Origin of the sequence: Caballeronia sp. LZ008, assembly GCF_031451435.1 — a bacterium.
GTDB classification, from domain to species: Bacteria; Pseudomonadota; Gammaproteobacteria; order Burkholderiales; family Burkholderiaceae; genus Caballeronia; species Caballeronia zhejiangensis.
The window spans coordinates 667,629-694,160 of the sequence record NZ_JARUXK010000001.1 but is presented as its reverse complement, the minus strand read 5'-3'; the positions used below and the strand labels follow the sequence as shown (position 1 = coordinate 694,160).

General features: G+C 65.1%; 21 protein-coding genes. 13 read left to right on the top strand and 8 right to left on the bottom strand.

Going from position 1 to position 26,532, the window contains the following annotated elements; genetic code table 11:
- The first annotated feature begins 83 nt into the window (after positions 1-83).
- On the top strand, positions 84-1,412 hold the full coding sequence (cytX, locus tag QCE49_RS03230; RefSeq protein WP_250456540.1) for a putative hydroxymethylpyrimidine transporter CytX: 1,329 nt from the start codon (positions 84-86) through the stop codon (positions 1,410-1,412).
- A 3-nt stretch (positions 1,413-1,415) separates the two neighbouring features.
- On the opposite strand, the gene speB is transcribed toward cytX, so the two are convergent.
- Positions 1,416-2,441 (bottom strand): agmatinase, encoded by a 1,026-nt coding sequence (gene speB, locus QCE49_RS03225; RefSeq protein WP_175981751.1) that lies wholly within the window; start codon positions 2,439-2,441, stop codon positions 1,416-1,418.
- Positions 2,442-2,556: 115 nt separating this feature from the next.
- Here speB and QCE49_RS03220 point away from each other — a divergent pair, with 115 nt between their 5' ends.
- Positions 2,557-3,459 (top strand): LysR family transcriptional regulator, encoded by a 903-nt coding sequence (locus QCE49_RS03220; protein ID WP_250456541.1) that lies wholly within the window; start codon positions 2,557-2,559, stop codon positions 3,457-3,459.
- 23 nt (positions 3,460-3,482) lie between these two features.
- On the opposite strand, the gene lolA is transcribed toward QCE49_RS03220, so the two are convergent.
- Both lolA and QCE49_RS03210 read right to left on the bottom strand, forming a co-directional pair.
- Positions 3,483-4,163 carry an outer membrane lipoprotein chaperone LolA gene (gene lolA, locus QCE49_RS03215; protein WP_081851844.1) on the bottom strand — a complete coding sequence of 227 codons (681 nt, stop codon included), beginning with the start codon at positions 4,161-4,163 and terminating at the stop codon, positions 3,483-3,485.
- Positions 4,164-4,189: 26 nt separating this feature from the next.
- Entirely contained in the window at positions 4,190-6,505 is a 2,316-nt protein-coding gene (locus QCE49_RS03210) for a DNA translocase FtsK (RefSeq protein ID WP_008350980.1), read from the bottom strand.
- 354 nt (positions 6,506-6,859) lie between these two features.
- Here QCE49_RS03210 and trxB point away from each other — a divergent pair, with 354 nt between their 5' ends.
- The 5 genes from trxB to QCE49_RS03185 all read left to right on the top strand — a co-directional run bounded on the left by trxB (position 6,860) and on the right by QCE49_RS03185 (position 10,633).
- A complete protein-coding gene (gene trxB, locus QCE49_RS03205; RefSeq protein WP_008350982.1) occupies positions 6,860-7,855 on the top strand; it encodes a thioredoxin-disulfide reductase in 996 nt (331 codons plus the stop codon).
- A gap of 156 nt (positions 7,856-8,011) precedes the next feature.
- A complete protein-coding gene (locus tag QCE49_RS03200; protein WP_008350985.1) occupies positions 8,012-8,848 on the top strand; it encodes a Smr/MutS family protein in 837 nt (278 codons plus the stop codon).
- A complete protein-coding gene (locus tag QCE49_RS03195; RefSeq protein ID WP_008350988.1) occupies positions 8,838-9,458 on the top strand; it encodes a trimeric intracellular cation channel family protein in 621 nt (206 codons plus the stop codon). Before QCE49_RS03200 ends, QCE49_RS03195 begins: the two co-directional genes overlap by 11 nt.
- A 143-nt stretch (positions 9,459-9,601) precedes the next feature.
- Entirely contained in the window at positions 9,602-10,255 is a 654-nt protein-coding gene (locus QCE49_RS03190; protein ID WP_008350990.1) for a protein-L-isoaspartate O-methyltransferase, read from the top strand.
- Between the two features lie 54 nt (positions 10,256-10,309).
- The gene (locus QCE49_RS03185; protein WP_008350991.1) at positions 10,310-10,633 is read left to right on the top strand and encodes a rhodanese-like domain-containing protein; all 324 of its coding nucleotides are present in this window, start codon (positions 10,310-10,312) and stop codon (positions 10,631-10,633) included.
- Between the two features lie 19 nt (positions 10,634-10,652).
- Here the strand turns inward: QCE49_RS03185 and QCE49_RS03180 are convergent, their stop codons facing one another.
- From QCE49_RS03180 to hemC, 4 genes are all read right to left on the bottom strand, one after another.
- Positions 10,653-12,230, bottom strand: a complete 1,578-nt coding sequence (locus tag QCE49_RS03180; RefSeq protein ID WP_175981745.1) for a GDSL-type esterase/lipase family protein — start codon at positions 12,228-12,230, stop codon at positions 10,653-10,655.
- 186 nt (positions 12,231-12,416) lie between these two features.
- On the bottom strand, positions 12,417-13,610 hold the full coding sequence (locus tag QCE49_RS03175; protein ID WP_008350996.1) for a heme biosynthesis protein HemY: 1,194 nt from the start codon (positions 13,608-13,610) through the stop codon (positions 12,417-12,419).
- Complete coding sequence (hemDX, locus tag QCE49_RS03170) at positions 13,610-15,679, bottom strand: fused uroporphyrinogen-III synthase HemD/membrane protein HemX (protein ID WP_250434119.1); 2,070 nt, start codon at positions 15,677-15,679, stop codon at positions 13,610-13,612. The genes QCE49_RS03175 and hemDX overlap by 1 nt, the downstream gene beginning before the upstream one ends.
- Positions 15,679-16,686 (bottom strand): hydroxymethylbilane synthase, encoded by a 1,008-nt coding sequence (hemC, locus tag QCE49_RS03165; protein ID WP_008351000.1) that lies wholly within the window; start codon positions 16,684-16,686, stop codon positions 15,679-15,681. Before hemC ends, hemDX begins: the two co-directional genes overlap by 1 nt.
- A gap of 335 nt (positions 16,687-17,021) precedes the next feature.
- Here hemC and ppc point away from each other — a divergent pair, with 335 nt between their 5' ends.
- Positions 17,022-20,099 carry a phosphoenolpyruvate carboxylase gene (ppc, locus tag QCE49_RS03160; RefSeq protein ID WP_250456542.1) on the top strand — a complete coding sequence of 1,026 codons (3,078 nt, stop codon included), beginning with the start codon at positions 17,022-17,024 and terminating at the stop codon, positions 20,097-20,099.
- 753 nt (positions 20,100-20,852) lie between these two features.
- Here ppc and QCE49_RS03155 read toward each other — a convergent pair.
- Positions 20,853-21,617, bottom strand: coding sequence for a class I SAM-dependent methyltransferase (locus tag QCE49_RS03155; RefSeq protein ID WP_008351004.1), 765 nt, complete (start codon positions 21,615-21,617; stop codon positions 20,853-20,855).
- Positions 21,618-21,720: 103 nt separating this feature from the next.
- Here QCE49_RS03155 and QCE49_RS03150 point away from each other — a divergent pair, with 103 nt between their 5' ends.
- The 5 genes from QCE49_RS03150 to QCE49_RS03130 all read left to right on the top strand — a co-directional run bounded on the left by QCE49_RS03150 (position 21,721) and on the right by QCE49_RS03130 (position 26,518).
- Positions 21,721-22,527, top strand: coding sequence for a helix-turn-helix transcriptional regulator (locus QCE49_RS03150; RefSeq protein ID WP_250456543.1), 807 nt, complete (start codon positions 21,721-21,723; stop codon positions 22,525-22,527).
- A 55-nt stretch (positions 22,528-22,582) separates the two neighbouring features.
- A complete protein-coding gene (gene argH, locus QCE49_RS03145) occupies positions 22,583-23,986 on the top strand; it encodes an argininosuccinate lyase (protein ID WP_008351007.1) in 1,404 nt (467 codons plus the stop codon).
- A 143-nt stretch (positions 23,987-24,129) separates the two neighbouring features.
- A complete protein-coding gene (locus tag QCE49_RS03140) occupies positions 24,130-25,059 on the top strand; it encodes a bestrophin family protein (protein WP_008351010.1) in 930 nt (309 codons plus the stop codon).
- A gap of 106 nt (positions 25,060-25,165) precedes the next feature.
- Positions 25,166-25,771, top strand: a complete 606-nt coding sequence (gene gstA / locus QCE49_RS03135; RefSeq protein ID WP_008351011.1) for a glutathione transferase GstA — start codon at positions 25,166-25,168, stop codon at positions 25,769-25,771.
- Between the two features lie 231 nt (positions 25,772-26,002).
- Complete coding sequence (locus QCE49_RS03130; protein WP_244807785.1) at positions 26,003-26,518, top strand: spore coat U domain-containing protein; 516 nt, start codon at positions 26,003-26,005, stop codon at positions 26,516-26,518.
- The last annotated feature ends 14 nt before the right edge of the window (positions 26,519-26,532 follow it).

The following is a 26,532-nucleotide window of genomic DNA, read 5'->3' as shown; positions in this document are numbered from 1 at the left end:
CGCAGAATCGGGTCATTATGACAGCCTGAGGGCCGCGACCAACGCGGGCCACGCCTGAACAATCCATATAAGGACGCAATCCGATGGGGCAAGAGCACACCACGAACGCCGCAGCGCACGGCGAAACTTCGACTTACGCGCCGCTCACGCCGGTGCCGCCGGAGCGGCGCGCATTCGGCACGAGCGACGCCTTCGCGCTCTGGTTCTCGCTCGGCATCGGCCTGCTGGTCGCGCAGGCGGGCGCGCTGCTGGTGCCGGGATTGTCGCTGCCGCACGCCCTCGCGGCGATCGTCATCGGCACGGTGATCGGCGTCGTGCTGCTCGCGCTCGCGGGCGTCGTCGGCACGGATACGGGGCTTGCGGCGATGTCCTCGCTGCGCCCGACGCTCGGCGTGCGCGGCGCATCGGTGCCGGCGGTGCTCAACGCAATTCAGCTCGTCGGCTGGGGTTCGTTCGAGATCATCGTGATGCGCGATTCCGCCGACGCGCTCGCGAAGCAATCCTTCAATCTCTCGATGCCGCTCGTCTGGACGCTCGTCTTCGGCGCGCTCGCCACCTTGCTCGCGGTGAGCGGCCCGCTCTCCTTCGTGCGCCGCTTTCTGCGAACGTGGGGAATCTGGCTCCTGCTCGGCGGCGCGGGCTGGCTCACCTGGAATCTGCTAGCGAAGCACGATCTCGCCGCGCTGATGGCGCGTCCCGGCACCGGCGAAATGGCGTTCGGCGCGGGCATCGATCTGGTCGTCGCGATGCCGCTGTCGTGGCTGCCGCTGATCGCCGATTACACGCGTTTCGGCAAGAGTGCGGGCGGCGCGTTCCGCGGCACGCTTCTCGGCTACGGCATCGCGAATCTGTGGTTCTATGCGCTCGGCGCGATCTACGGGCTCGCGGCGGGCGGCGGCGATGCGCTTCTCACGACCGCGTTCGCGCAGGCGGGCGGCGGACTCGCGCTCTTCCTGATCCTGATCGACGAAACCGACAACGCCTTCGCCGATATCCACTCCGCCGCCGTATCGACGGGCACGTTCTGGGCGCGCGCGAGCGTGCCGCTGCTCTCGTGCGCGTTCGGCGCGCTGTGCACGCTCGTCGCGCTCGTCGTCGAGATGGGCAAGTATCAGAACTTCCTGCTGCTGATCGGCTCGGTGTTCGCGCCGCTCTTCGGCGTCGTGCTGGCCGATCACTTCATCGTGCGCAAGCGCCGCATCGAAGCGGCCGTGCTCGCCGATGTCAACGGCCGCTATGGCTTCTCCGGCGGATGGCACGTCAGCGCGTTCATCGCATGGGGCATCGGGATCGCGGCGTATCACGCGATCAATCAATGGCTGCCGAATCTCGGCGCGACGCTGCCCGCGCTCGCACTCGGCGCGGTGTGCTATCTGCTGCTCGTGTCGGGCAGACGTCGCGCCTACGCGTAAGCGTTATTTCGCCGCGCGATACTCCACGCCCGGCAGCACGCACAGCAACTCGAACGCGAGGTTCGCGCCGAGCAGCGCGGTCGTGCCGAACGGATCGTAAGGCGGCGCGACTTCGACGAGATCCGCGCCGACGATGTTCAGCCCGCGCGCGCCGCGCACGATCTCCAGCGCTTGCGGCACCGTCAGCCCGGCGATTTCCGGCGTGCCGGTGCCGGGCGCGAACGCGGGATCGATGCCGTCGATATCGAAGGTGATGTACACCGGCCCATCGCCCATCTGCGCGCGCACTTCGTCCATCAACGGAACGAGCGACTTGTTCCAGCATTCCTCCGTCTGCACGACGCGAAAGCCCTGCTCGCGGCACCAGTCGAAATCGCCCGCTTCGTAGCCCGTGCCGCGCAGCCCGATCTGCACGACGCGCGAGCAATCGAGCAGGCCCTCTTCCACCGCGCGGCGAAACGGCGTGCCGTGCGCGATCTTCTCGCCGAACATCGTGTCGTTGACGTCCGCGTGCGCGTCGATATGAATCAGCCCGACCTTGCCGTGCTTCGCGTGAATCGCGCGCAGGATCGGCAGCGCGATGGTGTGATCGCCGCCGAGCGTCAGCGGCTTGCAGCCGTGCTTCAGGATTTCGCGATACGCGCGCTCGATGCGGTCGATCGAATCGAGCAGGTTGTACGGATTGATCGCGACATCGCCGATATCAGCCACGCGCAGCGAATCGAACGGCGCGGCGCGCGTCGCCATGTTGTACGGACGCAGCAGCACCGACTCGCTGCGCACCTGACGCGGGCCAAAGCGCGCGCCCGTGCGATTCGACGTGCCGAGATCGAACGGCACGCCGACGAAACACGCATCCAGCCCTTCCGCCGATTGAACGTGCGGCAGACGCATCATCGTCGTGATGCCGCCGCAGCGCGGCATCTGATTGCCGGAAAGCGGCTGCGGACGCTCGGCGCGCTGTTCGAGGAAATGCGAATCGAAGTGTTCGGCTGGAGCGAAAAGCGACGAAGGCGAGGAAGGATTCATGGCGTCGAATGGCGGCGGGTGGTCGATCCGACAATTAATAGCCGCTTTCCCGCGGAGATAAAATGGCGAAGAAATCAACTTAACATCGATATTTATCGATGTATCGACGGCGGCCATGTTCACTCACCTTTCCGATCTGGATCTGCGCCTGATCCGCGTGTTTCTCGCCATCGTCGATGCGGGCGGCGTCTCGTCCGCGCAAGCGACGCTCAACGTCGGGCAGTCGACCATCAGCACGCAGCTCGCGACGCTGGAAACGCGGCTCGGCTACCGGCTTTGCGAGCGCGGACGCGGCGGCTTCGCGCTGACCTCGCGCGGCGAGCCGTTCGTCGAGGCGTGCCGGACGCTGCTCGCGGCCATCGACACCTTCGATTCGACCGCGCGCAATGTCGGCAAGAAGCTCGTCGGCACGCTGACGCTCGGGATGATCGGCAACACGCCTGTCAGCGCGAACGCGCGCGTCAGCGAGGCGATCGCGCGTTTCCGGCAGCGCGACGAATCCGTGCGCTTCGCGGTGCTCGTGCGCTCGCCCGGTGAACTCGAAGAGATGCTGCTCGCCGAACGCATCCAGATGGCGATCGGATACTTCTGGCATCGCGTGCCGTCGCTCGAATACACCGAAATTTTCGCGGAGGATCAACTCGCGTATTGCGGACGCGAGCATCCGCTGTTCACGCGCGCGGGACGCGTCGCCGTACCAGAAGCGTTCGAGCACGACTGGGCGTGGCGCAGCTATCCGCTGCCGGAAGCGGGCGAGCTGACGCCGCGCAATATCGGGGCGGTCGCGGACAACATGGAGGCCGTCGCGATGCTCGTGCTGTCGGGCCGGCATCTCGGCTATCTGCCCGAGCATTTCGCCGCGCCCTACGTGAAGGAAGGGTTGCTCGCGCCGTTGAACCCGAAAGCGATGCGCTATCGCGTCGCGTTTCAGATGGTCACGCGCGCTGAACGCTCGGGCAGCGCGAAACGGGAAATCGTGGAAGCGTTCGTCGAGGACATGCAAGCCGCGCACGCCTGACGCGCGCGGCCGGACCTGAAACCTCAGCCGTTGATGACATCCGCGCCCTTCGGCACGGTGAATTTGAACGTATCGCTCTTGATGGGCGGGTTCTTCTGGATGTTCGAGAACGTCAGCAGCGTCACGTTGCCGAAAACGTCGTGCAGTTCCATCGCCTGCAGGTTGCCGTCCTTGAAGCCGATGCCGACCGTCTCGAATTGCGTGTCCTTCGCCTTGGGCGTGAGTTCGAGCCAGTCGATGCCGCCCTTCTCCCCCGCGTCGCGCAGGTTAAAGTTCTTTTCCAGATCGTTACTGCCGAAGAGAATCGCCGCTGGGCTCGCACCGAGCGCGCCGCCGAGCGTGCGTACCGTGACCTGGTTCAGATCCTTGTCGTAGACGTAGAGCTTGTCGCCGTCGGCCTGGAGAATTTGCGAATACGGCTTCTGATACGACCAGATGAACTTGCCCGGCCGCGCGAACATGAACGTGCCGCTGGAGGCTGCGCCCTTGGTCGGCACTTGCGTGGACGTCGCGCCGTTGTTGGTCTTGCCGGGCGCCTTGATTTCCTGCTGCGTGAAGTCGCCGCGCGCCGCGTGGACTTGCGACACGAACGCCTTCAATTGCTCCGTGCCGCTCGCGAATGCGTGCGATGCGACCAGCATCGACGCCGAAACCAGCGCCGTGCCGAATGCCTTGACGAAACTGCGCCCCGTAAACTGCTTCATGCTTATGTTCTCCATATAACGCGCGGTCATTCCGCGTCGCGCGCCGGCGTGAGGATTTCGCGGTTGCCGTTCGACGACATCGCCGACACGAGCCCCGAGTTCTCCATCTGTTCGAGCAAACGCGCCGCCCGGTTGTAGCCGATGCGCAAATGCCGCTGCACGAGCGATATCGACGCGCGACGGTTCTTGATGACGACCTCGACCGCCTGATCGTACAAAGGGTCCGACTCGCCATCGGCGCCGCCGGTTCCGCTTGCGCCCGCCGAGCCTTCGTCGCCATCGCCCGCGAGGCCGCCTTCCAGAATGCCCTCGATATAGTTCGGCTCGCCCTGCTCCTTCAGCTTGTCGACGACGCGATGCACTTCTTCATCCGACACGAACGCGCCGTGCACGCGTACAGGCAGGCCCGAACCGGGCGGCAGATAGAGCATGTCGCCCATGCCGAGCAGCGACTCCGCGCCCTGCTGATCGAGAATCGTGCGCGAATCGATCTTCGACGACACCTGGAACGCCATGCGCGTCGGCACGTTCGCCTTGATGAGGCCGGTGATCACATCGACCGAAGGACGCTGCGTCGCGAGAATCAGATGGATGCCCGCCGCGCGCGCCTTCTGCGCAATGCGCGCGATCAGCTCTTCGACCTTCTTGCCGACGACCATCATCAGATCGGCGAGTTCGTCGATCACGACGACGATGTTCGGCAGACGCGTGAGCGGCTCCGGCTCGTCGGGCGTGAGGCTGAACGGATTCGGAATGTTTTCGCCGCGCTTCTTCGCTTCGTCGATCTTCGTGTTGAAGCTCGCGAGATTGCGCACGCCCATCTTGCTCATCAGCTTGTAGCGGCGTTCCATTTCGGCGACCGCCCAGTTGAGCGCGTGGCCGGCCTGCCGCATGTCGGTGACGACCGGACACAGCAAATGCGGAATGCCTTCATAGACGCTCATTTCGAGCATCTTCGGATCGATGAGGATGAGCCGGACCTGATCCGCGCTCGCCTTGTACAAGAGCGAGAGAATCATCGCGTTGATGCCGACGGACTTGCCCGAGCCCGTCGTGCCCGCGACGAGCAAGTGCGGCATCTTCGCGAGATCGGCGCAGACCGGATTGCCGCCGATGTCCTTGCCGAGGCCCATCGTCAGCGGCGATGCGCCGTTCGCATAGACTTCGGAGCCGAGAATTTCGGAGAGCTTGACCGTCTGACGGCGCTGATTCGGCAATTCGAGCGCCATGAAGTTCTTGCCCGGAATCGTCTCGACGACGCGAATCGACACGAGCGACAGCGAGCGCGCGAGATCCTTCGCAAGACCGACGATCTGGCTGCCCTTCACGCCCGTCGCCGGCTCGATTTCATAGCGCGTGACGACCGGCCCAGGATACGCCGCGACCACGCTCACTTCGACGCCGAAGTCCTTCAGCTTCTTCTCGATGAGACGCGACGTGTATTCGAGCGTATCGGCGGCGATGGTTTCCTGCGTCTTCGGCGGCGGATCGAGCAGCGCGAGCGGCGGCAAGGTGGAATCGCCCGGCAGGTCCTTGAAGAGCGGCACCTGCTTTTCCTTCTCGGCGCGTTCGGAACGCGCGGGCGCGGGCGCGGCGGGCACGATCATCACCGGCTCGTGATCCTCGCTCTTCTCGCGCGAACGCACGACCTTGCCTTCGCGCTTGACCGCGGCCGCTTCGCCCAGCTTGCGATCGCGTCCGGCTTCGCGGCGCAGTTGCGCGCCGGTGATCGCATCGAGAATGCCGTCGCCGACCTTCTCGCACACGGACAGCCACGAGAAGCGGAAATACAGCGAGAGGCCGATCGCGAGCGCGATCAGCAGAAACAGCGTCGCGCCCGTGAAGCCGAGCGCGTGCGATACATGGCGCGCGACCACATCGCCGACGACGCCGCCCGGCGCGCGCGGCAACTGCACCTTGAGCGACCACATGCGCAGTGCCTCGATGCCGTCGGAGGCAAGCAGCACGAGCACGAACGCGAACGCTTCGGCGAGCCAGGTGCGGTCTTTCGGCGCGTCTTCGTCGACGACCGGCGGATGCGTGATCTTTCGATAATTCGCGATGATGCGCCGCGCGAGCAGCACGATCAGCCAGTAGGACGAAAGCCCGAAGACGAGCAGGAGGATGTCCGACGTGTACGCGCCGACGCGCCCCGCCCAGTTCGCGATGTGATCGACGCTCACCGCGTGGGTCCAGCTCGGATCCTTGCGGCTGTACGACAGGAGCGCCATGACGAGAAACAGTCCGAGTGCGACCTGGAGAATCCAGCGAATCTCGGTGAAGAGCCGCGACATGCGGTGCGGCAATGCCTGCGGGCTCGCGGAATAGGTAGCTTTGGCCATTGATTCGGTGTCGCTTTGTATCGCTTTTTTGCGGCTCGCGCCTGTTGCGCAAGAGCGGCATGGAACGGTGAACTATTGTAAACGCTGCATTGCGGTGAAAGGCGCAAAAACCGGCGCGTTCTTGCAACCTGTAACACTCGTCACGCGCGCGTCATGTCGCGGTTTCGGCCCGGCGCGGCTATCAATCCGATTGAAAGGTTCATTCGGAAGGCTTTTTCCGACGCCTTTATAATCGTCGTTTTGCACTCAAATACGGTTCATCGGATGTACCGGGCGTCGAGATTGCTGCGTCGCAGGCAATCGCTCGCGCGCCTCGAGGCGCGCATCCGAAACCATCAATAACGGACCATCATCATGTCTTCGCCCAAACACGCCAAAGTGCTGATTCTCGGTTCCGGCCCCGCCGGCTACTCCGCCGCCGTCTACGCCGCGCGCGCGAACCTGTCGCCGCTGCTCATCACCGGCCTCGCGCAAGGCGGCCAGCTGATGACCACCACGGACGTCGAGAACTGGCCGGCGGATCCGTCGGGCGTGCAAGGCCCCGAACTGATGCAGCGTTTCGAGGAACACGCGCGCCGCTTCAACACCGAGATCGTCTTCGATCACATCCACACCGCGAAGCTCAACGAGCGCCCTTTCCGTCTGATCGGCGATTCCGGCGAGTACACCTGCGATTCGCTCATCATCGCGACGGGCGCATCGGCGCAATATCTCGGCGTGCCGTCGGAAGAAGCGTTCATGGGCAAAGGCGTGTCGGCCTGCGCAACGTGCGACGGCTTCTTCTATCGCAACGGTGAAGTCGCGGTGATCGGCGGCGGCAATACGGCCGTCGAGGAAGCGATCTATCTCGCGGGCATCGCGAAGAAGGTCACGGTCGTGCATCGCCGCGACAAGTTCCGCGCCGAGCCGATTCTCATCGACCGCCTGCTCGCGAAGGAGAAGGAAGGCATCGTCGACATCAAGTGGAATCACGTGCTCGACGAAGTCACCGGCGATCAGTCCGGCGTCACCGGCCTGCGCATCAAGGACACGCAATCGGGCAAGACGACCGACATCGCGCTGCAAGGCGTGTTCGTCGCGATCGGCCACAAGCCGAACACCGATCTCTTCGTCAACCAGCTCGAGATGAAGAACGGCTACATCATCACGAAGGGCGGCACGAGCGGCGACGCGACCGCGACGAGCATCCCCGGCGTGTTCGCGGCGGGCGACGTGCAGGATCACGTCTATCGCCAGGCGATCACGAGCGCGGGCACGGGCTGCATGGCCGCGCTCGATGCGCAGCGTTATCTCGAAACCATCGACGAAACGCCGACGCCGCATTCGATGAGCCACGAAGCCGACCGCTGATCGGGCGGCGCGAGCCGCTAGAATGCAGCCACGACGGGCCACGGTTCACTCCGCCGGCCCGTTTTCGTTTCGGCGCGCGCATGCCGTCGTTTCACGCGGCGGCGCCGGCGCGCGGCGCGCCGAGTCCGATCCCCGACCCATTCCGCTGGCCGAACGATGCCGAAGAATCTCCCTCATCCGAACGAACCGAAAGTCCGTCGCAAGGAAGCGCCGCGCCCGGCCGCGCCCGCGCAAAAACCGGTGGATGCGCGCGATGTCGCCGCCGCCGTGAAACGCGAAGGCCTGTCGGGTCTGTCGTCGCTGAAGGGCGCGCTGAAGGCCGACGCCGAAAAGCGCGAAGTCCAGCGCGTCGCGGCGGCGCGCGCCGAGCGGGAAGCCGTCGCGGATGCCGACGAGTTTCGTCGCGCGATCGGCGAAATCGAGCCGCTCAAGACGCCGCCGCGCACGACCGTCACGCGCGTACCGCCGCCGCCCGTGCCGCTGCAGAGCCGCCGCGACGAAGAAGCGGTGCTGCAGGAAGCGCTCTCCGACGAATACGATCCCGAAAGCCTGCTCGACATCGACGAAACGCTGTCGTTCTATCGTCCGGGCGTCAGCCAGGAAGTCGTCAGAAAGCTGCGGCGCGGGGCGTGGATCGTGCAGGCGCAGCTCGATCTGCACGGCATGCGCCGCGAGGAAGCGCGCGAGGCGCTCGCGGAGTTCATCCGCGAATCGGTGAAGCGCGGGCTGCGCTGCCTGCGCGTCATTCACGGGAAAGGGCTCGGGTCCATCGGCAAGGAGCCGGTGCTGAAGGGCAAGGTGCGCGCGTGGCTCGTGCAGAAGTCGGAGGTGATCGCGTTCTGTCAGGCGCGGCCGCACGACGGCGGCGCGGGCGCGGTGCTCGTGCTGCTGCAGCCGGGCGGCACGCCGCGTCATCACAATCATCCGCAGGACAAGTCGCAGGACCGGAGCCTCGGCAAGAACAGCAATCCGGGGCCGGACAGTGCATCCTAGACTCACCCTCGCCATCACCATCATGGAGGCGCTCGCGATTTTCGCGTACGCCTTCTCCGGACTCATCGAGGCGCGCAAGCGCCGGCTCGACGCGGTAGGCGCGTTTCTCGTCGCGCTCGTGACCGCGTTCGGCGGCGGCACGGTGCGCGACGTGCTGCTCTCGCGCCGGCCCTTCTACTGGGTCGAGCATCAGGACTACGTGCTGTTCATCTTCGCGATGGCGATCTTCGCGCCGCTTTTTTTGCGCGTCACGTCACGCCTCTTCGACCAGCGCGCGCTGCTCGTCACCGATGCGATCGGGCTCGGACTCTTCAGCGTGTCGGGCACGTCGATCGCACTCGACGCCCAGATGCCCGCCTTCACCGCGACGATGATGGGCGTCATCACCGGCGTGTTCGGCGGCGTGCTGCGCGACGTGCTCTGCAACGAGATTCCGCTGATCCTGCGCGACTCGCGCCCGTACGCGGTCTGCGCGTTCGCCGGATGCTGGATGTATCTCGGGCTCGAACGGCTCGACGTCGACACGATCTACAACGTGCTATTTTCGACGGCGTTCATCCTGATCGCGCGGCTCATCACCTTCAAGTTCGATATCCGCCTGCCGCATTAGCCGCACGGGAGGCCAGCGCGTCGGGCGCAGGTCGGGCGCAAAGCAGGCGGGAAAACCCTTCGATTTGCTACAATCGCGTAGTTTTCTAGCCCCGCATCCGGCCGCGATGCAAGCCGCTCCGGTCGCCATCACGCACACAGAACATGAACATCGAGCAAGCGCGTTTCAACATGATCGAGCAACAGATTCGTCCGTGGGAAGTGCTGGACCAGGACGTCCTGAACCTGCTCGCGATCGTCAAGCGCGAGAACTTCGTTCCCGCCGCGTACCGCAACATCGCTTTCGCCGATCTCGAAATTCCGCTGCCTGGCGGCGAGCGCATGTTGTCGCCCAAGGTCGAAGCGCGCGTCCTGCAGGAACTCGCGATCCACAAGGGCGAAACCGTGCTGGAAATCGGCACCGGCTCGGGCTACATGGCGGCGCTGCTCGCGCACCGCGGCCGCAGCGTGACGACGGTCGAAATCTCGCCGGAGCTCGCCGCTTTCGCGCAGCAGAACCTCGCGGCGAACGGCGTGACGAACGTCGACGTGATCACCGGCGACGGCGCGCTCGGCTGGAATCAGGGCGCGCCTTACGACGTGATCTGCGTGTCGGGCGGGCTGCCGGTCATGCCGCAGGAATTTCTGGAACAGTTGAAGATCGGCGGGCGCATCGCGGCGTTCGTCGGCTCGGCGCCGGTCATGAAGGCGCAGATCATCACGCGCGTGGACGAAAAGCAGTTCCGCGTGTCGGATGTCTTCGAAACGCTCGTCGCGCCGCTCAAGAACGCGGTGCATCCGTCGCAGTTCAAGTTCTAAGCCGAAAGCGCGCTGCCGGCCTTATCCGGTAGCGCGCATCTTGCCGGAATCTCCATGCAAAACCTGACCGCACCCGAACTCGCCGCGTGGCTCGCCGATTCGTCGCGCCCCGCTCCCGTTCTGCTCGACGTGCGCGAGCCTTGGGAAATCCAGACGGCGAAGATGGACAACATCGTGTCGATTCCGATGCGCGACATCCCCGCACGCAGCGAAGAACTCGACGACGAAGCGCAGATCGTCTGCATCTGCCATCACGGCGCGCGCAGCGCACAGGTCGCGATGTTCCTCGAATCGCGCGGCTTCACGAAGACGTTCAATCTCTACGGCGGCATCGACGCATGGTCGCGTCAGGTCGATCCGTCGGTTCCGACGTACTGAAAGCGCTCGGCGCGGCGCTTCATCCCTCGCTCGACCAGAGTGCGGTGCCGCGCGCCGAAAAGATGACGAGATAGCCGTTCGGCAAGATAGTCGCGTAGGCGCCCGGATGGCCCGACGTGTGCGTCTGCCAGACCGTCGCGCCATTGTTGTCGTACATCGCCAGATTGCCGTCCTCCTGCATGCGCAGTTCGACGCCCGGCGTGCCGCTCACCTGCGATGACCAGATCGTCGCGCCATCCTTCACCGCGACGAGATAGCCGTCGCCGCGCAAGTTCACCTGCACGTTTCCACTGCACGCCGCGATCGATTGCCCTTCCGCAAGGCCTTCGCCCATCGCGATGCGCCCGCACGCCGTCGGCGCGTTGATCGGCGGCAGCGCGGCGAACCAGCCCAGATCGACCGCATTGGCGATCGCCAGCATGCCGGCATCGTCCGGATGAAGGTCGTCGCCGCTGTTGTAGGCGCGCGCGAACGCCGTCGAGTCGTGCGCGCCGGCCGGGTGGCCCAGCGCCGCGGCCTGATCCAGCACGGCATCGCAACCGCTGCTCTTGCTGCGCAGATAAGCGTTCACCGTCTGGCGCGTGTTCTCGATCTCGGGCGTCCATTCGTCGAGGCCTTCGAAGGGCGTAAGCGTCGAGCAGATCAGGCCCACTTTCGCCGCAGCCGCCTGGTGAACGAGTTGCTGATACGCGCCGATGAGCTGCTGCGCGCTCGGCGGATTGCCGCTGATTAGATTGTTCACCGCGTCGTCGGAGACGATCACCCATTTGACGTTGGACTGCGCGAGCACGTCGCGGGCGAAGCGCGTCAGCCCGGCTTGGCCCGAACCGTTCGTGAAGAAATCGTTGCCGCTGATGCCCTGATTCAGCACGCCGACCGTCATGCCTGAGCGGATCAGCCGCTCCGCGAGGCGGTTCGGCCAGCGCCGGTTCGTATTGGGCGTCGACGCGATTCCGTCCGTGATCGACGCGCCGAAGGTGACCACCGCGCCCGTCGCCGCGGCGTTCATCACATCGACATTGGTGAGGAAATAGTACGACTGCTCGCCCGCCGCGTTCACGACGCCGCCCGTGAACGCCGGGTCCGCGCTGACGTCGCCCGGTGCGATCCAGTTGTCCTGCAAGCCCTCGACGTGCCCGGTCGATCCCGGCGGCGTCTGCGACGGAATATGGAAGCTCACGGAGATGTCCGCGAGCGCCGGCACCTGAAACGGAACGGGGTCGGTCTGGACGGTGCCGCCGACGGGAATCGTCACATAAGTCTGCCCGTTGAAGGTCGCGGCCTTGTCGCTGCCGGCGATCGTCCGCGCGCCGCTCGCGCGACGGGCGACATGCACGTCGCCGAGCGTAACGGGCTGCGTGCCGAACAGATTGGAGAACGTCAGGCGCGCCGCCGTCCCGCCGATGCTCGTCCGCACGACGTGGCGAATCGTCTGATTGTTGAAGCCCCGGTCGGCGGTGACATCGGGCGCGGCGGCCCAGGTTCCGGTCCACGGCGCGGACGTGATAACGCCCTGCGCGAAGTAATGCGACGTATCGGGCCAGGACAGAAAAACGACGAGCGCAAGCCCGATCAACGTGTGTAGCGCCCGTCTCACGCCGCCTCCTTTTCTTTCGATCCTCGTATCGGTGGAAGGAAACTAGACCATCTTACAAGCGCATCGGCCGTGCGGTGGCGTACAGACAACGCAAAAACGCCGGTCCGGAAAGCGCGTGCAAAAAAAATGGGCTGCATGAGCATCGCGCCCGTGCAGCCCGTTCCTGAACGCGTCAGGCGAGCGCAATCAGACGACGTTCATCGCCAGCGCGCTTGCGCGGTAATGTTCCGCGGCCTTGTCCGCGTCGCCGAGCTGTTCGTGCAGACGGGCGAGCGCGCGATGCGTGCGAATCTTCAGCGGTTCGTTGTCGGCGAGCTTCAGCGCCGATTCGAGGAACGCCTGCGCCTTGCCCCACAACTGCTGATGCAGGCAGAGACGTCCGAGCGTGAAAAGCAGGTCGGCGTCTTCGGTGCGTTCCTTCTGCCACGCTTCGGCGCGCTGGATCAGCGGGAAAGCGTCGCCGCCGACGATGCAGTCCGGATAACGCCGCAACAGCCGCGCGTCCCAGTTGTGCGCGAGCGCGTCTTCGACGATCTTCTTCGCCTCCGCGCGACGATCGAGCGCGATCAGCAGTTCCGCGGCGAGATCGGCGAGACGCGGCGACTGGCGCTCGGTCGCCGACAGCGATTGCCACAGTTCGAGCAGCGCGTCCGGGTTATGCCGGCGATCCCGCAGCAGATTTTCCGCCGCGACCTGGCGCAGCCGCACCGCGACCGCCGGATGCAGCGCCTCGCGCTTCTCCAGCATCCGCACGAGCTTCAGCACTTCGCCCCAGTTCTTCAATTGCTGCTGCGCGCGCAGCGCGATTTGCTGCGCGTGGATGCGCCGGCCGCCCTGCGCCTGCATTTCGGTGAGCGCGACGAGCGCGCCGTCGGCGTCGCGGCCATCGGCGCGCATGTCGGCGGTGGCCATCAGGCGCGCGTCCTGCCAGTCGGCGCCGGAAACCTGCGCGAGCCACTCGTCGCGGCGCGCATATTCGTGCAGACGATGCGCCGCGTTCGCGCCGATCAGCCCGGCCGCACCCTTGTTGTCTTCGACGGACAACGCATCGCGCGCGGCCTTCTCGGCTTTCGAGAAACGTCCGGCGTACAGATGCCCGACCGCATCGCGCAGCGACGCATTCGCCTTCGCGATCTTGCTGCGCGTGCGATACGCGGCGACGCGCGACGGCATCTTCCAGACGCCACGCACCGCGCGGATGATCGCGTACAGCACGATGAACAGCACGACGAGCGCGACCGCGAACAGATTGAGCGACATGTCCACGCGATACGGCGGGATCACGAGCAGGATTTGTCCGTTGTTGAAGCCGCCGACGGTCGCGACGATCACCGCGACGGCGAACAGCAGCGCGAGCCAGATGAGTCCACGAATCGTCATCATCCGCCTCGCTTGAACTGATGGACGGCGGCGAGGCTCGCGTTCAGGTTCGGTACGGCGACGGCGAGCGACGCCTGATCGACCTGCTTCACGAGCTCGCGCACGGCCTGCACTTTCTTCGACGAGGCATCGAAGTAGCGGCCGAGCGCGGCGTCGGCGGCGTGCAGGTCCGACTTGAGCGTCGGCTCGCTGCGCGACAGCAGCGAAAGACGCGCGGACAGCAGCCGCAGCTTCACGTTTTCGCGCACGAAATAACCTTGATCGGGCGATGTGAGCATCGCATCGGCGTTATCGATGCGGCGCACCGAGACGAGGCTCGACAACTGCTGGCCGATGCCGTTCGTGATCTGATGCCACAGCACCTTCCAGCGCGGCTCGCCGGTCGCCGCCGCGATCGACGCGCTGTTGGCCGGCTCGGCGGCCTGCGCGCGGGCGCGGGCGATCGGCGCCTCGCCCGAAAGCGGCAACTGGTCGATCTGGTCGATGGCCGTGTCGAGCTTGATCGCGAGACCGGTGAGATCGGTCGTCGGCGTGGCTTTCAGCTTGTCGATGTCCTGCGCGATCGCCTTGCGGATCGCGACGACCTGCGGACCGGTGGTCGCGGCAAGACGCGTGTCGGCGCTTTGCAGCGCGAAAAGCGCGAGTTGAACGTTGCCGGTGAGTTGCAACTGCTGGCTCGCGCTCGACAGAATCTGCTCGACTTCGGCGACGGTCCAGTCGTCGCGATTGCTCGCGAGATCCTGATATTGCTGCTGCAGCGCCTGACTGTGCGCTTCGGCATCGGCGAGCTTGCCCTGCAACTGGATGATCTGCGTGTTCAACGCGGTGGTCGCGCTCGCGGCCTGATCGGCCTTCGCGCGCAGATCGGCGTTCTGCTCGTCGGACTGGGCGAGGCGCTGCGACAGTTGCGCGTCGGTGCGCTCGAACTTGCGGTTCAGGACGAAGGCGCCCGCGCCCGCCGCCACCGCCAGAATGACGACGACGAACCACAACACCACGATGCCCGCGCCGCCGTTCTTCTTCTGCTGCTCATAAGGCGTGAAAGGCGTGTTCGGCGGCAAGGGCGGTGTCACGTTCGGCTGAGGTGAAGCTTTCTTGGAATCGTTCGAATCAGTCATGCGTGATTGAGCCGTTTGTTGGGCCGGCGCGGTGGCCGGATTGGCGTCCGTCGGCGCGGATGAGGAATTTATCGAAGCCGATGCGCTCGCGTGCGCGTGAGCCTCCGGATCGCGTTGGAGCGGGAACAGCGCTTCCAGCGCGTGCGCGATGCGCTCATCGCCCGCGCCGGACACCGTAATCCTATCAAAACCCGCTCCCCGCGCGGCCTCGGCGATGCGCGGGTGCGGGCAGACGAGCGGCGCGCGCTTGAGCAGCACGATTTCGTCGGCGGTGAGATGTTCGTGGGCGAGCTCGTCGAGATTGCGCACGCCTTCCGAGCTTGTCAGCAGCCACGCGTGCGGTTCTCCGGCCAGCAATTCGTGGATGCGCTCCCACTTTTGCATCGACGGTTCCGGCAACACGCGGCGATAGGCGGCGGCCTTTTCGACCCGCGCGCCTGCTTGCGCGAGCCGCTCGGCGAGCCATTCGCGGCCGCCGTCGCCGCGCACGATCAGCACGCGCTTGCCTTCGAGACCGTTCGTGCCGAAATGCGCTTCGATCGCGGTGAAGAGCGCCTCGGAATCGAAGCGCGGATCGAGCGCTTGCGCCGACGGACTGATCACGCGATGCGACGGCGCGTGCACGCCCTGACGCGCGAGCGCCGCGACCGAGCCCGGACCGACGACCGCGACGGGCAAATCGACGGGCCACGGCGCGGCGAGCCGCGAGAACGCATGATCGATCGCATTCGGCGACACGAACACGACGAGCGCATAGCGCCCCGGCGCTTCCGGCGGCAGAAAAAGCTCGTCGAGCGCGGCGCGCAGCGGCGCATCGTCGGCGACGGGCGCGATATCGATGAGCGGAAATTCCAGCGCGTCGAAGCCGGCGCTCGCAAGGAGCGCGAGCAGCGCGGACGACTGTCCGGCGGGACGCGTGACGACGACGGTGGCGCGGCGCTCGCTCGCCATCAGGACTTCGGCCCCGAGGGCGCGGTGTTCGGGCCGTCGGCGCGCGACATAGTGCTGAGCGCGGCGACGATATCCATCGCGCCTTGCGCTTCGAGATCCGACGACACGCGCTGGCCGAGCGCGAGCGCGGCGGCGAGATCGGGCGCCTGCACGCTTTCCTCCGCGCGCAGCACGCGCTTGCCGTCGGGCATCGACACCGCGCCGCGCAGATGCAGCGCGCCGTCGCGCCATACGGCGTACGCGGCGAGCGGCACTTCGCAACTGCCGCCGAGCGCGCGCGACACCGCGCGTTCCGCCTCGACCGCGAGCGCGGTGTTTTCATCGTGCAAAGGTGCGAGCCACGCGGCGAGATCGGCGCGGTCCGCGCGAATCTCGATACCGAGCGCGCCCTGCCCCGCTGCCGGCAAGCTCTCGGACGGATCGAGCAGCGCACGGATGCGCGCTTCCAGACCGAGACGCTTCAAACCCGCCGCCGCGAGGATGATCGCCGCGTACTCGCCGCGGTCGAGCTTGGCGAGACGCGTATCGAGATTGCCGCGCAACGGCCGCACTTCGAGATGAGGAAAGCGCGCGCGAATCATCGACTCGCGACGCAGGCTCGACGTGCCGACGATGCTCCCCGCAGGCAGCGCATCGAGCGATGCGTAATGCGGCGACACGAAAGCGTCGCGCGGATCTTCGCGCTCCATGATGGCGCCGAGCGTGAAGCCTTCGGGCAGTTCCATCGGCACGTCCTTGAGCGAATGCACGGCGAGATCGGCGCGGCCCTCGGCGAGCGCGGCTTCGAGCTCCTTCACGAACAAACCCTTGCCGCCGACCTTCGACAACGTGCGATCCAGAATCTGATCGCCGCGCGTCGTCATTCCGAGGATTTTCACGTCGCAAGATGGATATAATTTGTGCAGCGCACACCGCACGTGCTCGGCTTGCCACATCGCAAGCCGGCTTTCCCGCGAAGCGATGATGATGCTCGCGGGCGGTGTCGTTGAATGCGTCTCGGAATTCATTGATGCTCGATCGAATGACGGGATGGATGAATAGACATTAGCGAACAATGGTAGCACGCACGCCAAGGTCCACCGACACCCGGGCAGCGCGCGAGAGCCTTGTCCGATGCGCCTTTCGGGGCGTCCGTGGTGTGTTCGTAGCGGCGTGAACGACGGCCCCGGCCGCGTCGCGCGCGATGAACGCTTCAGGGCGCGAAGAATGCCGCGGCATGCTGTCGCCGGTTTGACGCACGGCCGTTCGCGCGGCCCGCGATTTTCTGCCGATGCGGCGCCCGTCGAGGTCGCCGGATCATGTCGATGTACCCTGGCTTCGCAGCTTTCGAGAGGAACCCAACGTGACGTCATCCGGATCGGCTCGCCCGGCGCGCCGCAACGCCGCATTGCCCAAGTCTTCCTCCTCCGACGCGCCGCGCGCGGCGTCGTCGCCCATCGTCACGACGAAGGCCGCGACGGCCGCGAAGGCTTCGAAAGCCGCCATCGCGCCGAAGCTCGCGAAGAAAGCCATCGCGACCAAGACCGCGCCGACGCAGCTCAAAACGCCGCGCCCCAACGGCGCGGCCGTCGCGAAAGCCGCGAAGCCCACGAAGCCCGCGAGCCGCACGCGCGACGACAAGGACCGCCCGCTCTTCGAAGACATCCGCTTTCTCGGGCGTGTGCTCGGCGAAGTGCTGCGCGAGCAGGAAGGCGACGCCGTGTTCGAGGTCGTCGAGGCCATTCGTCAGACGGCCGTGAAGTTCCGCCGCGAGGACGACGTCGAAGCCTCGCAGACGCTCGAAAAGAAGCTGCGCGCGCTGTCGCCGGAACAGACGGTGTCGGTCGTGCGTGCGTTCAGCTACTTCTCGCATCTCGCGAACATCGCCGAAGACCGCCATCACAATCGCCGGCGGCGCATTCACGCGCTCGCGGGCTCGGGTGCGCAGCCGGGCACCATCGCGTATGCGATCGAGCGCATGCGCGAGCACAAGAACATCAGCGCGACGCGCAAGCTGCTCGAGAGATTTTTCGGCGATGCGCTGATCGTGCCCGTCCTCACGGCGCATCCGACCGAAGTCTCGCGCAAGAGCATTCTCGACGCGCAACACGATATCGCGCGTCTGCTCGCCGAGCGCGATCAGGAACTGACCGCGCGCGAACGCGCACAGAACGAAGCGGTGCTGCGCGCACGCGTGACGTCGCTGTGGCAGACGCGCATGTTGCGCGACGCGCGCCTTTCCGTCGCCGATGAAATCGACAACGCGCTGTCTTACTATCGCGCGACCTTTCTCGCCGAAATTCCCGCGCTCTACGCCGATATCGAAGCCGCGCTCGCGGAACACGGCCTGCCCGTGCGCCTGCCGCCGTTCTTTCAGATGGGAAGCTGGATCGGCGGCGACCGCGACGGCAATCCGTTCGTCACCGGCGAAACGCTCGAAAACGCGATCACGCGTCAGGCGATCGTCATCTTCGAACACTATCTGGAAGAGACGCACAAGCTCGGCGCGGAATTATCCGTGTCGGACCTGCTCGCCGGTTCGAGCGATGCCCTGAAAGCACTCGCCGATGCCTCGCCCGACCAGTCGCCGCATCGCAAGGACGAGCCGTATCGGCGCGCGCTCATCGGCATCTACACGCGGCTTGCGGCGAGCGCGCGCGTGCGGCTCGGCGAAGGCGTCGTGACCGTGCGCAGCGCGGGTCCGGGCGCACCGCAGATTCGCGCGACGCCCTACGCCGATGCCTCCGAATTCGTGCGCGACCTGCACGTGCTGATTGATTCGCTCGCGGAGCATCACGGCGCGTCGATGTCGAGCCTGCGTCTGTCGCCGCTCGCGCGCGCCGCCGAAGTGTTCGGCTTCCATCTCGCGAGCATCGACTTGCGGCAAAGCTCGGACATTCACGAGGCCGTCGTGAGCGAGCTGCTCGCGCGTGCGGGCGTCGTCGAGGATTACGCGTCGCTCACCGAAGAGCAGAAGCGCGAAGTGCTGCTGAAGGAGCTCGCGCAGCCGCGCCCGCTGCGCCTTCCCTACGCGCAATATTCAGATCTCGCGAAAAGCGAGCTCGGCGTGCTCGAAGCGGCCCGCGAGACGCGCGCGAAGTTCGGCGCGCGCGCGGTGCGCAACTACATCATTTCGCATACGGAGACCGTCAGCGACTTGCTGGAAGTGATGTTGCTGCAGAAGGAAACGGGCGTGCTGCAAGGCTATCTCGGCGCGAAGGGCGATTCCCCGCGCGACGGCCTGATGGTCATTCCGCTCTTCGAGACCATCGCCGACTTGCGCAACGCGCCGGTCATCATGGGCGAATTCTTCGCGCTGCCGGGCATCGACAAGCTCATCGAAAATCAGGGCAACGAGCAGGAAGTGATGCTCGGCTATTCGGACAGCAACAAGGACGGCGGTTTCCTCACGTCGAACTGGGAGCTGTATCGCGCGGAACTGGCGCTCGTCACGCTGTTCAAGGAGCGTGGCACGACGCTGCGCCTCTTCCACGGACGCGGCGGCACGGTCGGACGCGGCGGCGGCCCGACGTATCAGGCGATTCTGTCGCAGCCGCCCGGCACCGTCGACGGGCAAATCCGCCTGACCGAGCAAGGCGAAGTGATTGCGAGCAAGTTCGCGAACGCGGAAATCGGGCGGCGCAATCTGGAGACGGTCGTCGCCGCGACGCTGGAAGCATCGCTGTTGCCGCACGAGAACGCGCCCGCGCAGTTGCCGCAATTCGAAGCGGCGATGCAGACGCTCTCCGATTCCGCGATGGCCGCGTATCGCGCGCTCGTCTACGAGACGCCGGGCTTCACCGACTACTTCTTCCTGTCGACGCCGATTTCGGAGATCGCGGAGCTGAACATCGGCAGCCGGCCGGCGTCGCGCAAACTGCAGGATCCGAAGCAGCGCAAGATCGAGGATCTGCGCGCGATTCCGTGGGGCTTCTCGTGGGGCCAGTGCCGTCTCTTGCTGACGGGCTGGTACGGCTTCGGCAGCGCGGTCACGGCGTATCTCGACCGCGCCGGTTCCGACGATGAACGCGCGAAACGTCTCGCGACGCTGCGCAAGATGCACAAGACGTGGCCGTTCTTCAAGAACCTGCTGTCGAACATGGACATGGTGCTCGCGAAGACCGATCTCGCCGTCGCGTCGCGCTATGCGCAGCTCGTCACCGACAAGAAGCTGCGCAAGACCGTGTTCGACAAGATCGTCGCGGAGCATCAGCGCACGTGCGACGTGCTCGGCGAAATTACCGGCAAGATCGATCGTCTTTCGGACAACCCGCTGCTCGCGCGTTCGATCAAGAACCGCTTCCCTTATCTCGATCCGCTCAATCACTTGCAAGTGGAGCTGTTGAAGCGTCACCGCGCGGGCGATCAGAACGTGCGGCTGCGGCGCGGGATTCATTTGACGATCAACGGGATTGCCGCGGGGTTGCGTAATACCGGCTGATGCCTTCCCTTGGCGGGGCGTTTTGGTTCGGGATGCAACGTTGCCTCGATGTATGCGTGGGTTTCGGCGGATCCCGATTTCGTGTCGGTCTATTGGCGTTGCCCCTGTGCGGGGCGGCACCTACTTTCTTTGCTGCTGCAAAGAAAGTAGGCAAAGAAAGCAGCTTTTCAGGCCCACGGTCACACGCACGTTGGGTAGTTCTCTCGTCCCGGGCGGCACTCGCCTAAAGAGTGCCCTCAAAGGACCAATCGGGCTTGGCTCGCGCACGGTCTGCCGCCCGAAGGTGTTCAGAACATTGGTTCAGCACGAAATAGCTTCGGCACAGCGCTTCGCGCTGCCGTAGGGCATGCAAGGGAAACCATCGGTTTGCGTGCGCAGTGCGATAGCGATGTTAATAGCGAAGCACTGGCAGTCCCGCTTAACCGGTCGGCCGCGAAGCGGGCTGGAGCTGTTTGGTGCTGAACCAGTTCGTTGTGTGGTGCGATGTGGCAGACCGTGCGCGAGCCAAGCCGGGTGATTGTGATGAGGGCACTCCTTAGGCGAGTGCCACCTGGGACGAGAGAACTACCCAAATTGCGTGTGACCGCGGGCCTGAAAAGCTGCTTTCTTTGGTCACTTTCTTTGCAGCAGCAAAGAAAGTGACTGCCGCCCCGCACAGGGGCAGTGCTAATAGACCGACGCGAATAAGGGATCCGGCGAAATCAACAACCGTCACCGACACGAACCCGAGGATCGAGCGACATCCAACAATCTTCAACCACGCCGCTTCCCCTCCACCATCACCGCATCGAGCTCGAACGAGCAATCATCCTTCACGTTGAAATACTGCCGCACCTCATCCGGCGCGCTCGCCCACATCGATCTGATGGCCGTTACGCGCTCGGCCGGCGTACGCATCCGCGTCACCCACGACTCGAATTCCAGCGGGATGCGCCAGCGCTCGGCGATTTGCGCATCGAAACCGGCGGCATCGAGCATCGCGATCCATTCGTCGGCGCGATAGTCACGGATATGCGACGCATCGCGCAGGATTTCGATCGCCTGAATGTGCGTGTCGTAGAGCGGATCGTCGATGCCCGCGATATCGATGAACTTCAGCCGCCCGCCAGGCTTCAACACGCGATGCACTTCGGCAAGCGCTGACGAAACGTCGCGCCAATGATGCGCGCTCATCCGGCTCACGGCCCAGTCGAACGACGCATCCGCGAACGGCAGCGTTTCGGCCGCGCCCTGCTGCGTGCGAATCGTCGTCAGGCCGCGTTCCTTCGCGGCGGCTTCCACGGTCGCGAGCATCTGCGGGGCGATGTCGTACGCCACCACTTCGCGCACGTGCGGCGCGATCGCAAAGCTCGCGTGTCCCGCGCCGCATCCCATGTCCAACACGCGCGCGTTGCCGCAAGTGGCCGCGAACGTCGCGGAGAGATTCTGCAGATCCGCGCCGCTCGCATGGACGGCGCTCGTGAGATACGCGGCAGCGGTGCTGCCGAATGCGTCTGCGACCTGATCGTGGTGTTTCATCGTGGGCTCCGGTTTCGTCGTGGTCTTGTGTCGCTACAATAGAACCCGCTTTGTACCAGTACAAGTTGTGCAGTTATTCTGGTATGTACACCACCTGCCACGCATGAATCACATCGACAAGAACGAAACCCTCGCCGATACGTCCGCGCACGCGCTCGGCGAGTTCATCCGCGCGCATCGCGAAAGGCTGTCGCCGCAAGCGGTCGGACTCGCGCCCGGCCCGCGCCGCCGCACGCCCGGCTTGCGCCGCGAAGAAGTCGCGCAACTGTGCGGCGTGAGCCCGACCTGGTACACCTGGATCGAGCAAGGCCGGCCCGTGTCCGCTTCCGCCGATGCCCTCGCGCGCATCGCCGTCGCGCTGCAACTGTCGCGCGCCGAACGTGCGTATCTTTTCGAGCTCGCCGCCCAGCGCGATCCCGCCGAGCCCGATCCGGCTTCGCAGGACGCGCCCGCCGCGCTGCTCCAGACCGTCGGGCTGATCGCCGCGCCCGCCTACGTGCTCGATCGTCAGTGGAACGCGCTGCGCTGGAACGAGCATGCGTCGGCGCTGTTCGTCGGCTGGCTCGACGGCGAGCACGACCGCAATCTGCTCACGTACACGTTCACGTCGCCGGCGGCGCGCGCGCTGATCGTCGACTGGGAAACGCGCGCGCGGCGTCTCGCGGCCGAATTCCGCGCCGATTCGATCCGCCATCTGAACGATGCGCCGACGCGCGCGCTCATCGACGATCTCTCCGCCGCGAGCGATGCCTTCGCGCGCTACTGGGCGTCGCAGGACGTGTTCGAGCGCGAAGGCGGCGAGCGCGCGTTCAATCATCCGTCGCGCGGGCGCGTCGTGTTCAATCAGATCACGTTCAAGCCCGCGCATCGCGAGGATTTGAAGCTCGTGATTCTGGTCGGATCGGAATAGTGCCGAATGTTAAAATTGTCGACTTCCCGAAGCCCGAACCGCTGAAAACATCACCATGACGTCCCAACTCCACAAAAAAGGCGAAGCCTGGTCGGCTCGCTTCTCCGAGCCGATGTCGGAGCTCGTCAAGCGCTACACGTCGTCGGTGTTCTTCGACAACCGGCTCGCGCTCGTCGACATTCAAGGCTCGCTCGCGCACGCGTCCATGCTTGCGGCGCAGAAGATCATCAGCGCCGACGACCTCGCCGCCATCGAGCGCGGCATGGCGCAGATCAAGGGCGAAATCGAGCGCGGCGAGTTCGAGTGGAAGCTGGATCTGGAAGACGTGCATCTGAACATCGAGGCGCGCCTGACGGCGCTGATCGGCGATGCGGGCAAGCGCCTGCACACCGGCCGCTCGCGCAACGATCAGGTCGCGACCGACATCCGCCTGTGGCTGCGCGGCGAAATCGACCGCATCGGCGAGCTGCTGAAGGAGTTGCGCGTCGCGCTCATCGACATGGCCGAAAAGCATGCCGACACCATCATGCCGGGCTTCACGCACCTGCAGGTCGCGCAGCCGGTCACGTTCGGGCATCACCTTTTGGCCTATGTCGAAATGTTCTCGCGCGATGCCGAGCGCATGCGCGATCTGCGCCGTCGCGTGAACCGTCTGCCGCTGGGCGCGGCGGCGCTCGCGGGCACGAGCTATCCGATCGACCGTCACGCGGTCGCGGCGGCGCTCGGCTTCGACGGCATCTGCGCGAATTCGCTCGACGCCGTGTCCGACCGCGACTTCGCGATCGAATTCACGGCGGCGGCCGCGCTCGTCATGACGCACGTGTCGCGCTTCTCCGAAGAACTCGTGCTGTGGATGAGCCCGCGCGTCGGCTTCATCGACCTGGCGGACCGTTTCTGCACGGGTTCGTCGATCATGCCGCAGAAGAAGAATCCCGACGTGCCCGAACTCGCGCGCGGCAAGACGGGCCGCGTGAACGGCCATCTGATGGCGCTGCTCACGCTGATGAAAGGCCAGCCGCTCGCGTACAACAAGGACAATCAGGAAGACAAGGAGCCGCTGTTCGATACCGTCGATACGGTCGCGGATACGCTGCGCATCTTCGCGGAAATGGCCGCGGGCATCACGGTGAAGCCGCAGGCGATGCGCGCGGCCGCGCTGCAAGGCTTCTCGACCGCCACCGATCTCGCCGACTATCTCGTGAAGCGCGGCCTGCCGTTTCGCGACGCGCACGAAGCCGTCGCGCACGCGGTGCGTATCTGCGACGATCGCGGCTGCGATATCGCGGACCTGTCGCTCGACGCGATGCGTATCGAACTGCCGAACGTCGCGCATCTGATCGGCGAAGACGTGTTCGACTATCTGACGCTCGAAGGCTCGGTCGCGAGCCGCAATCATCCGGGCGGCACCGCGCCGGATCAGGTGCGCGCGGCGGCGAAAGCGGCGCGCGCGGCGCTCTGATCACATTGTCGCGTTGCTGATCTCGAAGGCCGTTCGCAAGGACGGCCTTTTCGTTTCCGCACGCGACGTCATGTCTCGCGCGCGATGCACCTTATTTTCGAGATAATCGGAAATTCATTGCGGTTTCACCGGCAAGCTCGTCCATGATCATTCGCCCCAAGCTCAACTGGTTCCGGCTGCTGTTCGTGTGGCGCGGCTCCGTGCTGCCGCAACTGCTGCCGCGCCTCGGGCTGATCTTCGCGCTGTCGCTCGCGGCGATCTTCATGCACGACCACATGCGGCACTATCCGCTCGGGCTCGGCACGCCGCCGTTCGCGCTCGTCGGCATCGCGCTCGCGGTGTTTCTCGGTTTCCGCAATAGCGCGAGTTACGAGCGATGGTGGGAAGGCCGCAAGCTGTGGGGCACGCTGCTCAACACATCGCGCGCGCTGGCGCAGCAGGCGCTGTCGCTGCCGGACAATCGCGACCGCGCTGAGGAGCGACGTTTTCTGTCCGCGCTCGGCGCGCTGCCTCACGCGTTGAGACATCAACTGCGCAACACCGACGCGCTCGCCGATCTCGCGCCCCGCCTCTCGCCTGAACTGCACGCACGCGTGGCCGCCGCGAAGTTCCGGCCCGCGCTGATTCTGCTCTGGCTCGGCGAATGGGTCGCCGAACGCAAGCGGGAAGACGCGCTCGACGGCTATGCCGTCCTCGCGATTCAGCACAATCTGAACGCGCTTTCGGATGTGATCGGCGGATGCGAGCGCATCGCCTCCACGCCGCTGCCCTTCTCCTACTCGGTGATGATTCACCGCACGATCTACCTCTTCTGCGTGATGCTGCCGTTCGGCCTCGTCGATGGCGCCGGCCTGCTCACGCCGCTTTTCGCGTTGCTCGTCGCGTATGCGTTCATGGCGCTGGAGGCGATCGCCGCGCAGATCGAAGATCCGTTCGGCCTCGAGGAAAACGATCTCGCGTTGAACGCCATCTGCGACGCGATCGAAGCCGCGCTGCACGACATGGCCGCCGACCCCGACTTCCCGATGCCGCCGAAGACCGTCGCATCCTCGCGCGATTTCATCCTCGATTGATCGCGGTTCGATCTTTCATCAAACGACAAAATTCGTTTCGCGATAGCGGATGCTGCGCAAGCACGACATCGTTCATAATCGTGCGACTCATCCTGGAGGAATTGTTTTGAAACTGTTCTACAAGGCAGGCGCCTGTTCCCTCGCGTCGCACATCGCGCTCGAAGAATCCGGGCTCGCCTACGAAACCGAAGCCGTCGATCTCAAGACCAAGCTCACCGCGAGCGGCGCGGATTTCACCAAGATCAACGCGAAGGGTTACGTGCCCGCGCTCCTGCTCGACAACGGGGAACTGCTGACCGAAGGCCCGGCGATCATGCAATACATCGCCGATCAGGTTCCGGCGAAGCATCTCGCGCCGCTCAACGATGCGATGGCGCGGTACCGTCTGCAAAGCTGGCTCACGTTCATCGGCACGGAACTGCACAAGAACTTCTCGCCGTTCTTCAACCCGGCCGCAAGCAGCGACTGGAAGGCCGCGGCGATGGCCAATCTCGAACGCCGTCTCGCCTACGTCGCGCAGCAAGTCGATGACAAGCAGTTCCTGCTCGGCAACGAATTCAGCATCGGCGATGCGTATCTGTTCACGGTTTTGAGCTGGGCGAAGCATATCGATCTCGACCTCGGCAAGTGGCCCGCGCTCGTCGCGTATCAGGCGCGTGTCGGCGCGCGCCCGGGCGTGCAGGCCGCGCTCAAGGCCGAAGGACTGATCTGAATCCACGTCGTCTCCGTTAGCCAGGCGGCCTCCTTCGGGAGGCCGTTTTCACATGTAGCGTCGGCATCTCGATAAACGCGTCAGCACAATGCCATCCGGCGAAACCGCTCGTTTCACCATCTCAAATAAGAGTCGTCTCATTCAGTCTTAGACACGCGCTCCCTATCATTTGCTCATGTTCTCGCGACGCCAAACGCAATCGGCGTCGTCAATCTGATACCGGAGATTCTCATGCGCAATCTGTTCAGCAAAGCCGCCGTCATCGCCATCGTTGCCGGCGCCGCCACGCTCGGCGTCGTCGCTTCGCCCAATGCAATGGCCGCCAGCAAGAGCGCGACCTTCGATGTCACGCTGACCGTGCAGGACGACTGCTCCATCGCCGCGAACCCGCTGAATTTCGGCAGCACCGGCGTGATCAGCAACAACCTCGATCAGACGACGACGCTCTCGGTCACATGCACCAAGGGCACGGCCTACAGCGTCGCGCTCGACGCGGGCACCGCGAACGGCTCGACTGTCGCGGACCGCAAGATGAGCAACGCGGCCGGCGATGCATCGGTCGAATTCAATCTGTATCGGGATACGGCGCGCACGCAGGTCTGGGGCAATACGGTGGACAGCGACACGGTCGCAGGCACGGGCGACGGCTCGAACCAGAGCATCACGGTTTATGGCCGCGTGCCGTCGCAAGACACGCCGGCTGCGGGCACGTATTCGTCGACCATCACCGCGACGCTGGTTTTCTAAGCATTTCGGTTTCC

What these genes read in the sequence shown, in the direction of transcription:
- cytX (WP_250456540.1), top strand. Translation starts at nt 84, where the DNA reads ATGGGGCAAGAGCACACCACGAACGCCGCAGCGCACGGCGAAACTTCG.
- speB (WP_175981751.1), bottom strand. Translation starts at nt 2,441, where the DNA reads ATGAATCCTTCCTCGCCTTCGTCGCTTTTCGCTCCAGCCGAACACTTC.
- QCE49_RS03220 (WP_250456541.1), top strand. Translation starts at nt 2,557, where the DNA reads ATGTTCACTCACCTTTCCGATCTGGATCTGCGCCTGATCCGCGTGTTT.
- lolA (WP_081851844.1), bottom strand. Translation starts at nt 4,163, where the DNA reads ATGAAGCAGTTTACGGGGCGCAGTTTCGTCAAGGCATTCGGCACGGCG.
- QCE49_RS03210 (WP_008350980.1), bottom strand. Translation starts at nt 6,505, where the DNA reads ATGGCCAAAGCTACCTATTCCGCGAGCCCGCAGGCATTGCCGCACCGC.
- trxB (WP_008350982.1), top strand. Translation starts at nt 6,860, where the DNA reads ATGTCTTCGCCCAAACACGCCAAAGTGCTGATTCTCGGTTCCGGCCCC.
- QCE49_RS03200 (WP_008350985.1), top strand. Translation starts at nt 8,012, where the DNA reads ATGCCGAAGAATCTCCCTCATCCGAACGAACCGAAAGTCCGTCGCAAG.
- QCE49_RS03190 (WP_008350990.1), top strand. Translation starts at nt 9,602, where the DNA reads ATGAACATCGAGCAAGCGCGTTTCAACATGATCGAGCAACAGATTCGT.
- QCE49_RS03185 (WP_008350991.1), top strand. Translation starts at nt 10,310, where the DNA reads ATGCAAAACCTGACCGCACCCGAACTCGCCGCGTGGCTCGCCGATTCG.
- QCE49_RS03175 (WP_008350996.1), bottom strand. Translation starts at nt 13,610, where the DNA reads ATGACGATTCGTGGACTCATCTGGCTCGCGCTGCTGTTCGCCGTCGCG.
- hemDX (WP_250434119.1), bottom strand. Translation starts at nt 15,679, where the DNA reads ATGGCGAGCGAGCGCCGCGCCACCGTCGTCGTCACGCGTCCCGCCGGA.
- hemC (WP_008351000.1), bottom strand. Translation starts at nt 16,686, where the DNA reads ATGAATTCCGAGACGCATTCAACGACACCGCCCGCGAGCATCATCATC.
- QCE49_RS03155 (WP_008351004.1), bottom strand. Translation starts at nt 21,617, where the DNA reads ATGAAACACCACGATCAGGTCGCAGACGCATTCGGCAGCACCGCTGCC.
- QCE49_RS03150 (WP_250456543.1), top strand. Translation starts at nt 21,721, where the DNA reads ATGAATCACATCGACAAGAACGAAACCCTCGCCGATACGTCCGCGCAC.
- argH (WP_008351007.1), top strand. Translation starts at nt 22,583, where the DNA reads ATGACGTCCCAACTCCACAAAAAAGGCGAAGCCTGGTCGGCTCGCTTC.
- QCE49_RS03140 (WP_008351010.1), top strand. Translation starts at nt 24,130, where the DNA reads ATGATCATTCGCCCCAAGCTCAACTGGTTCCGGCTGCTGTTCGTGTGG.
- QCE49_RS03130 (WP_244807785.1), top strand. Translation starts at nt 26,003, where the DNA reads ATGCGCAATCTGTTCAGCAAAGCCGCCGTCATCGCCATCGTTGCCGGC.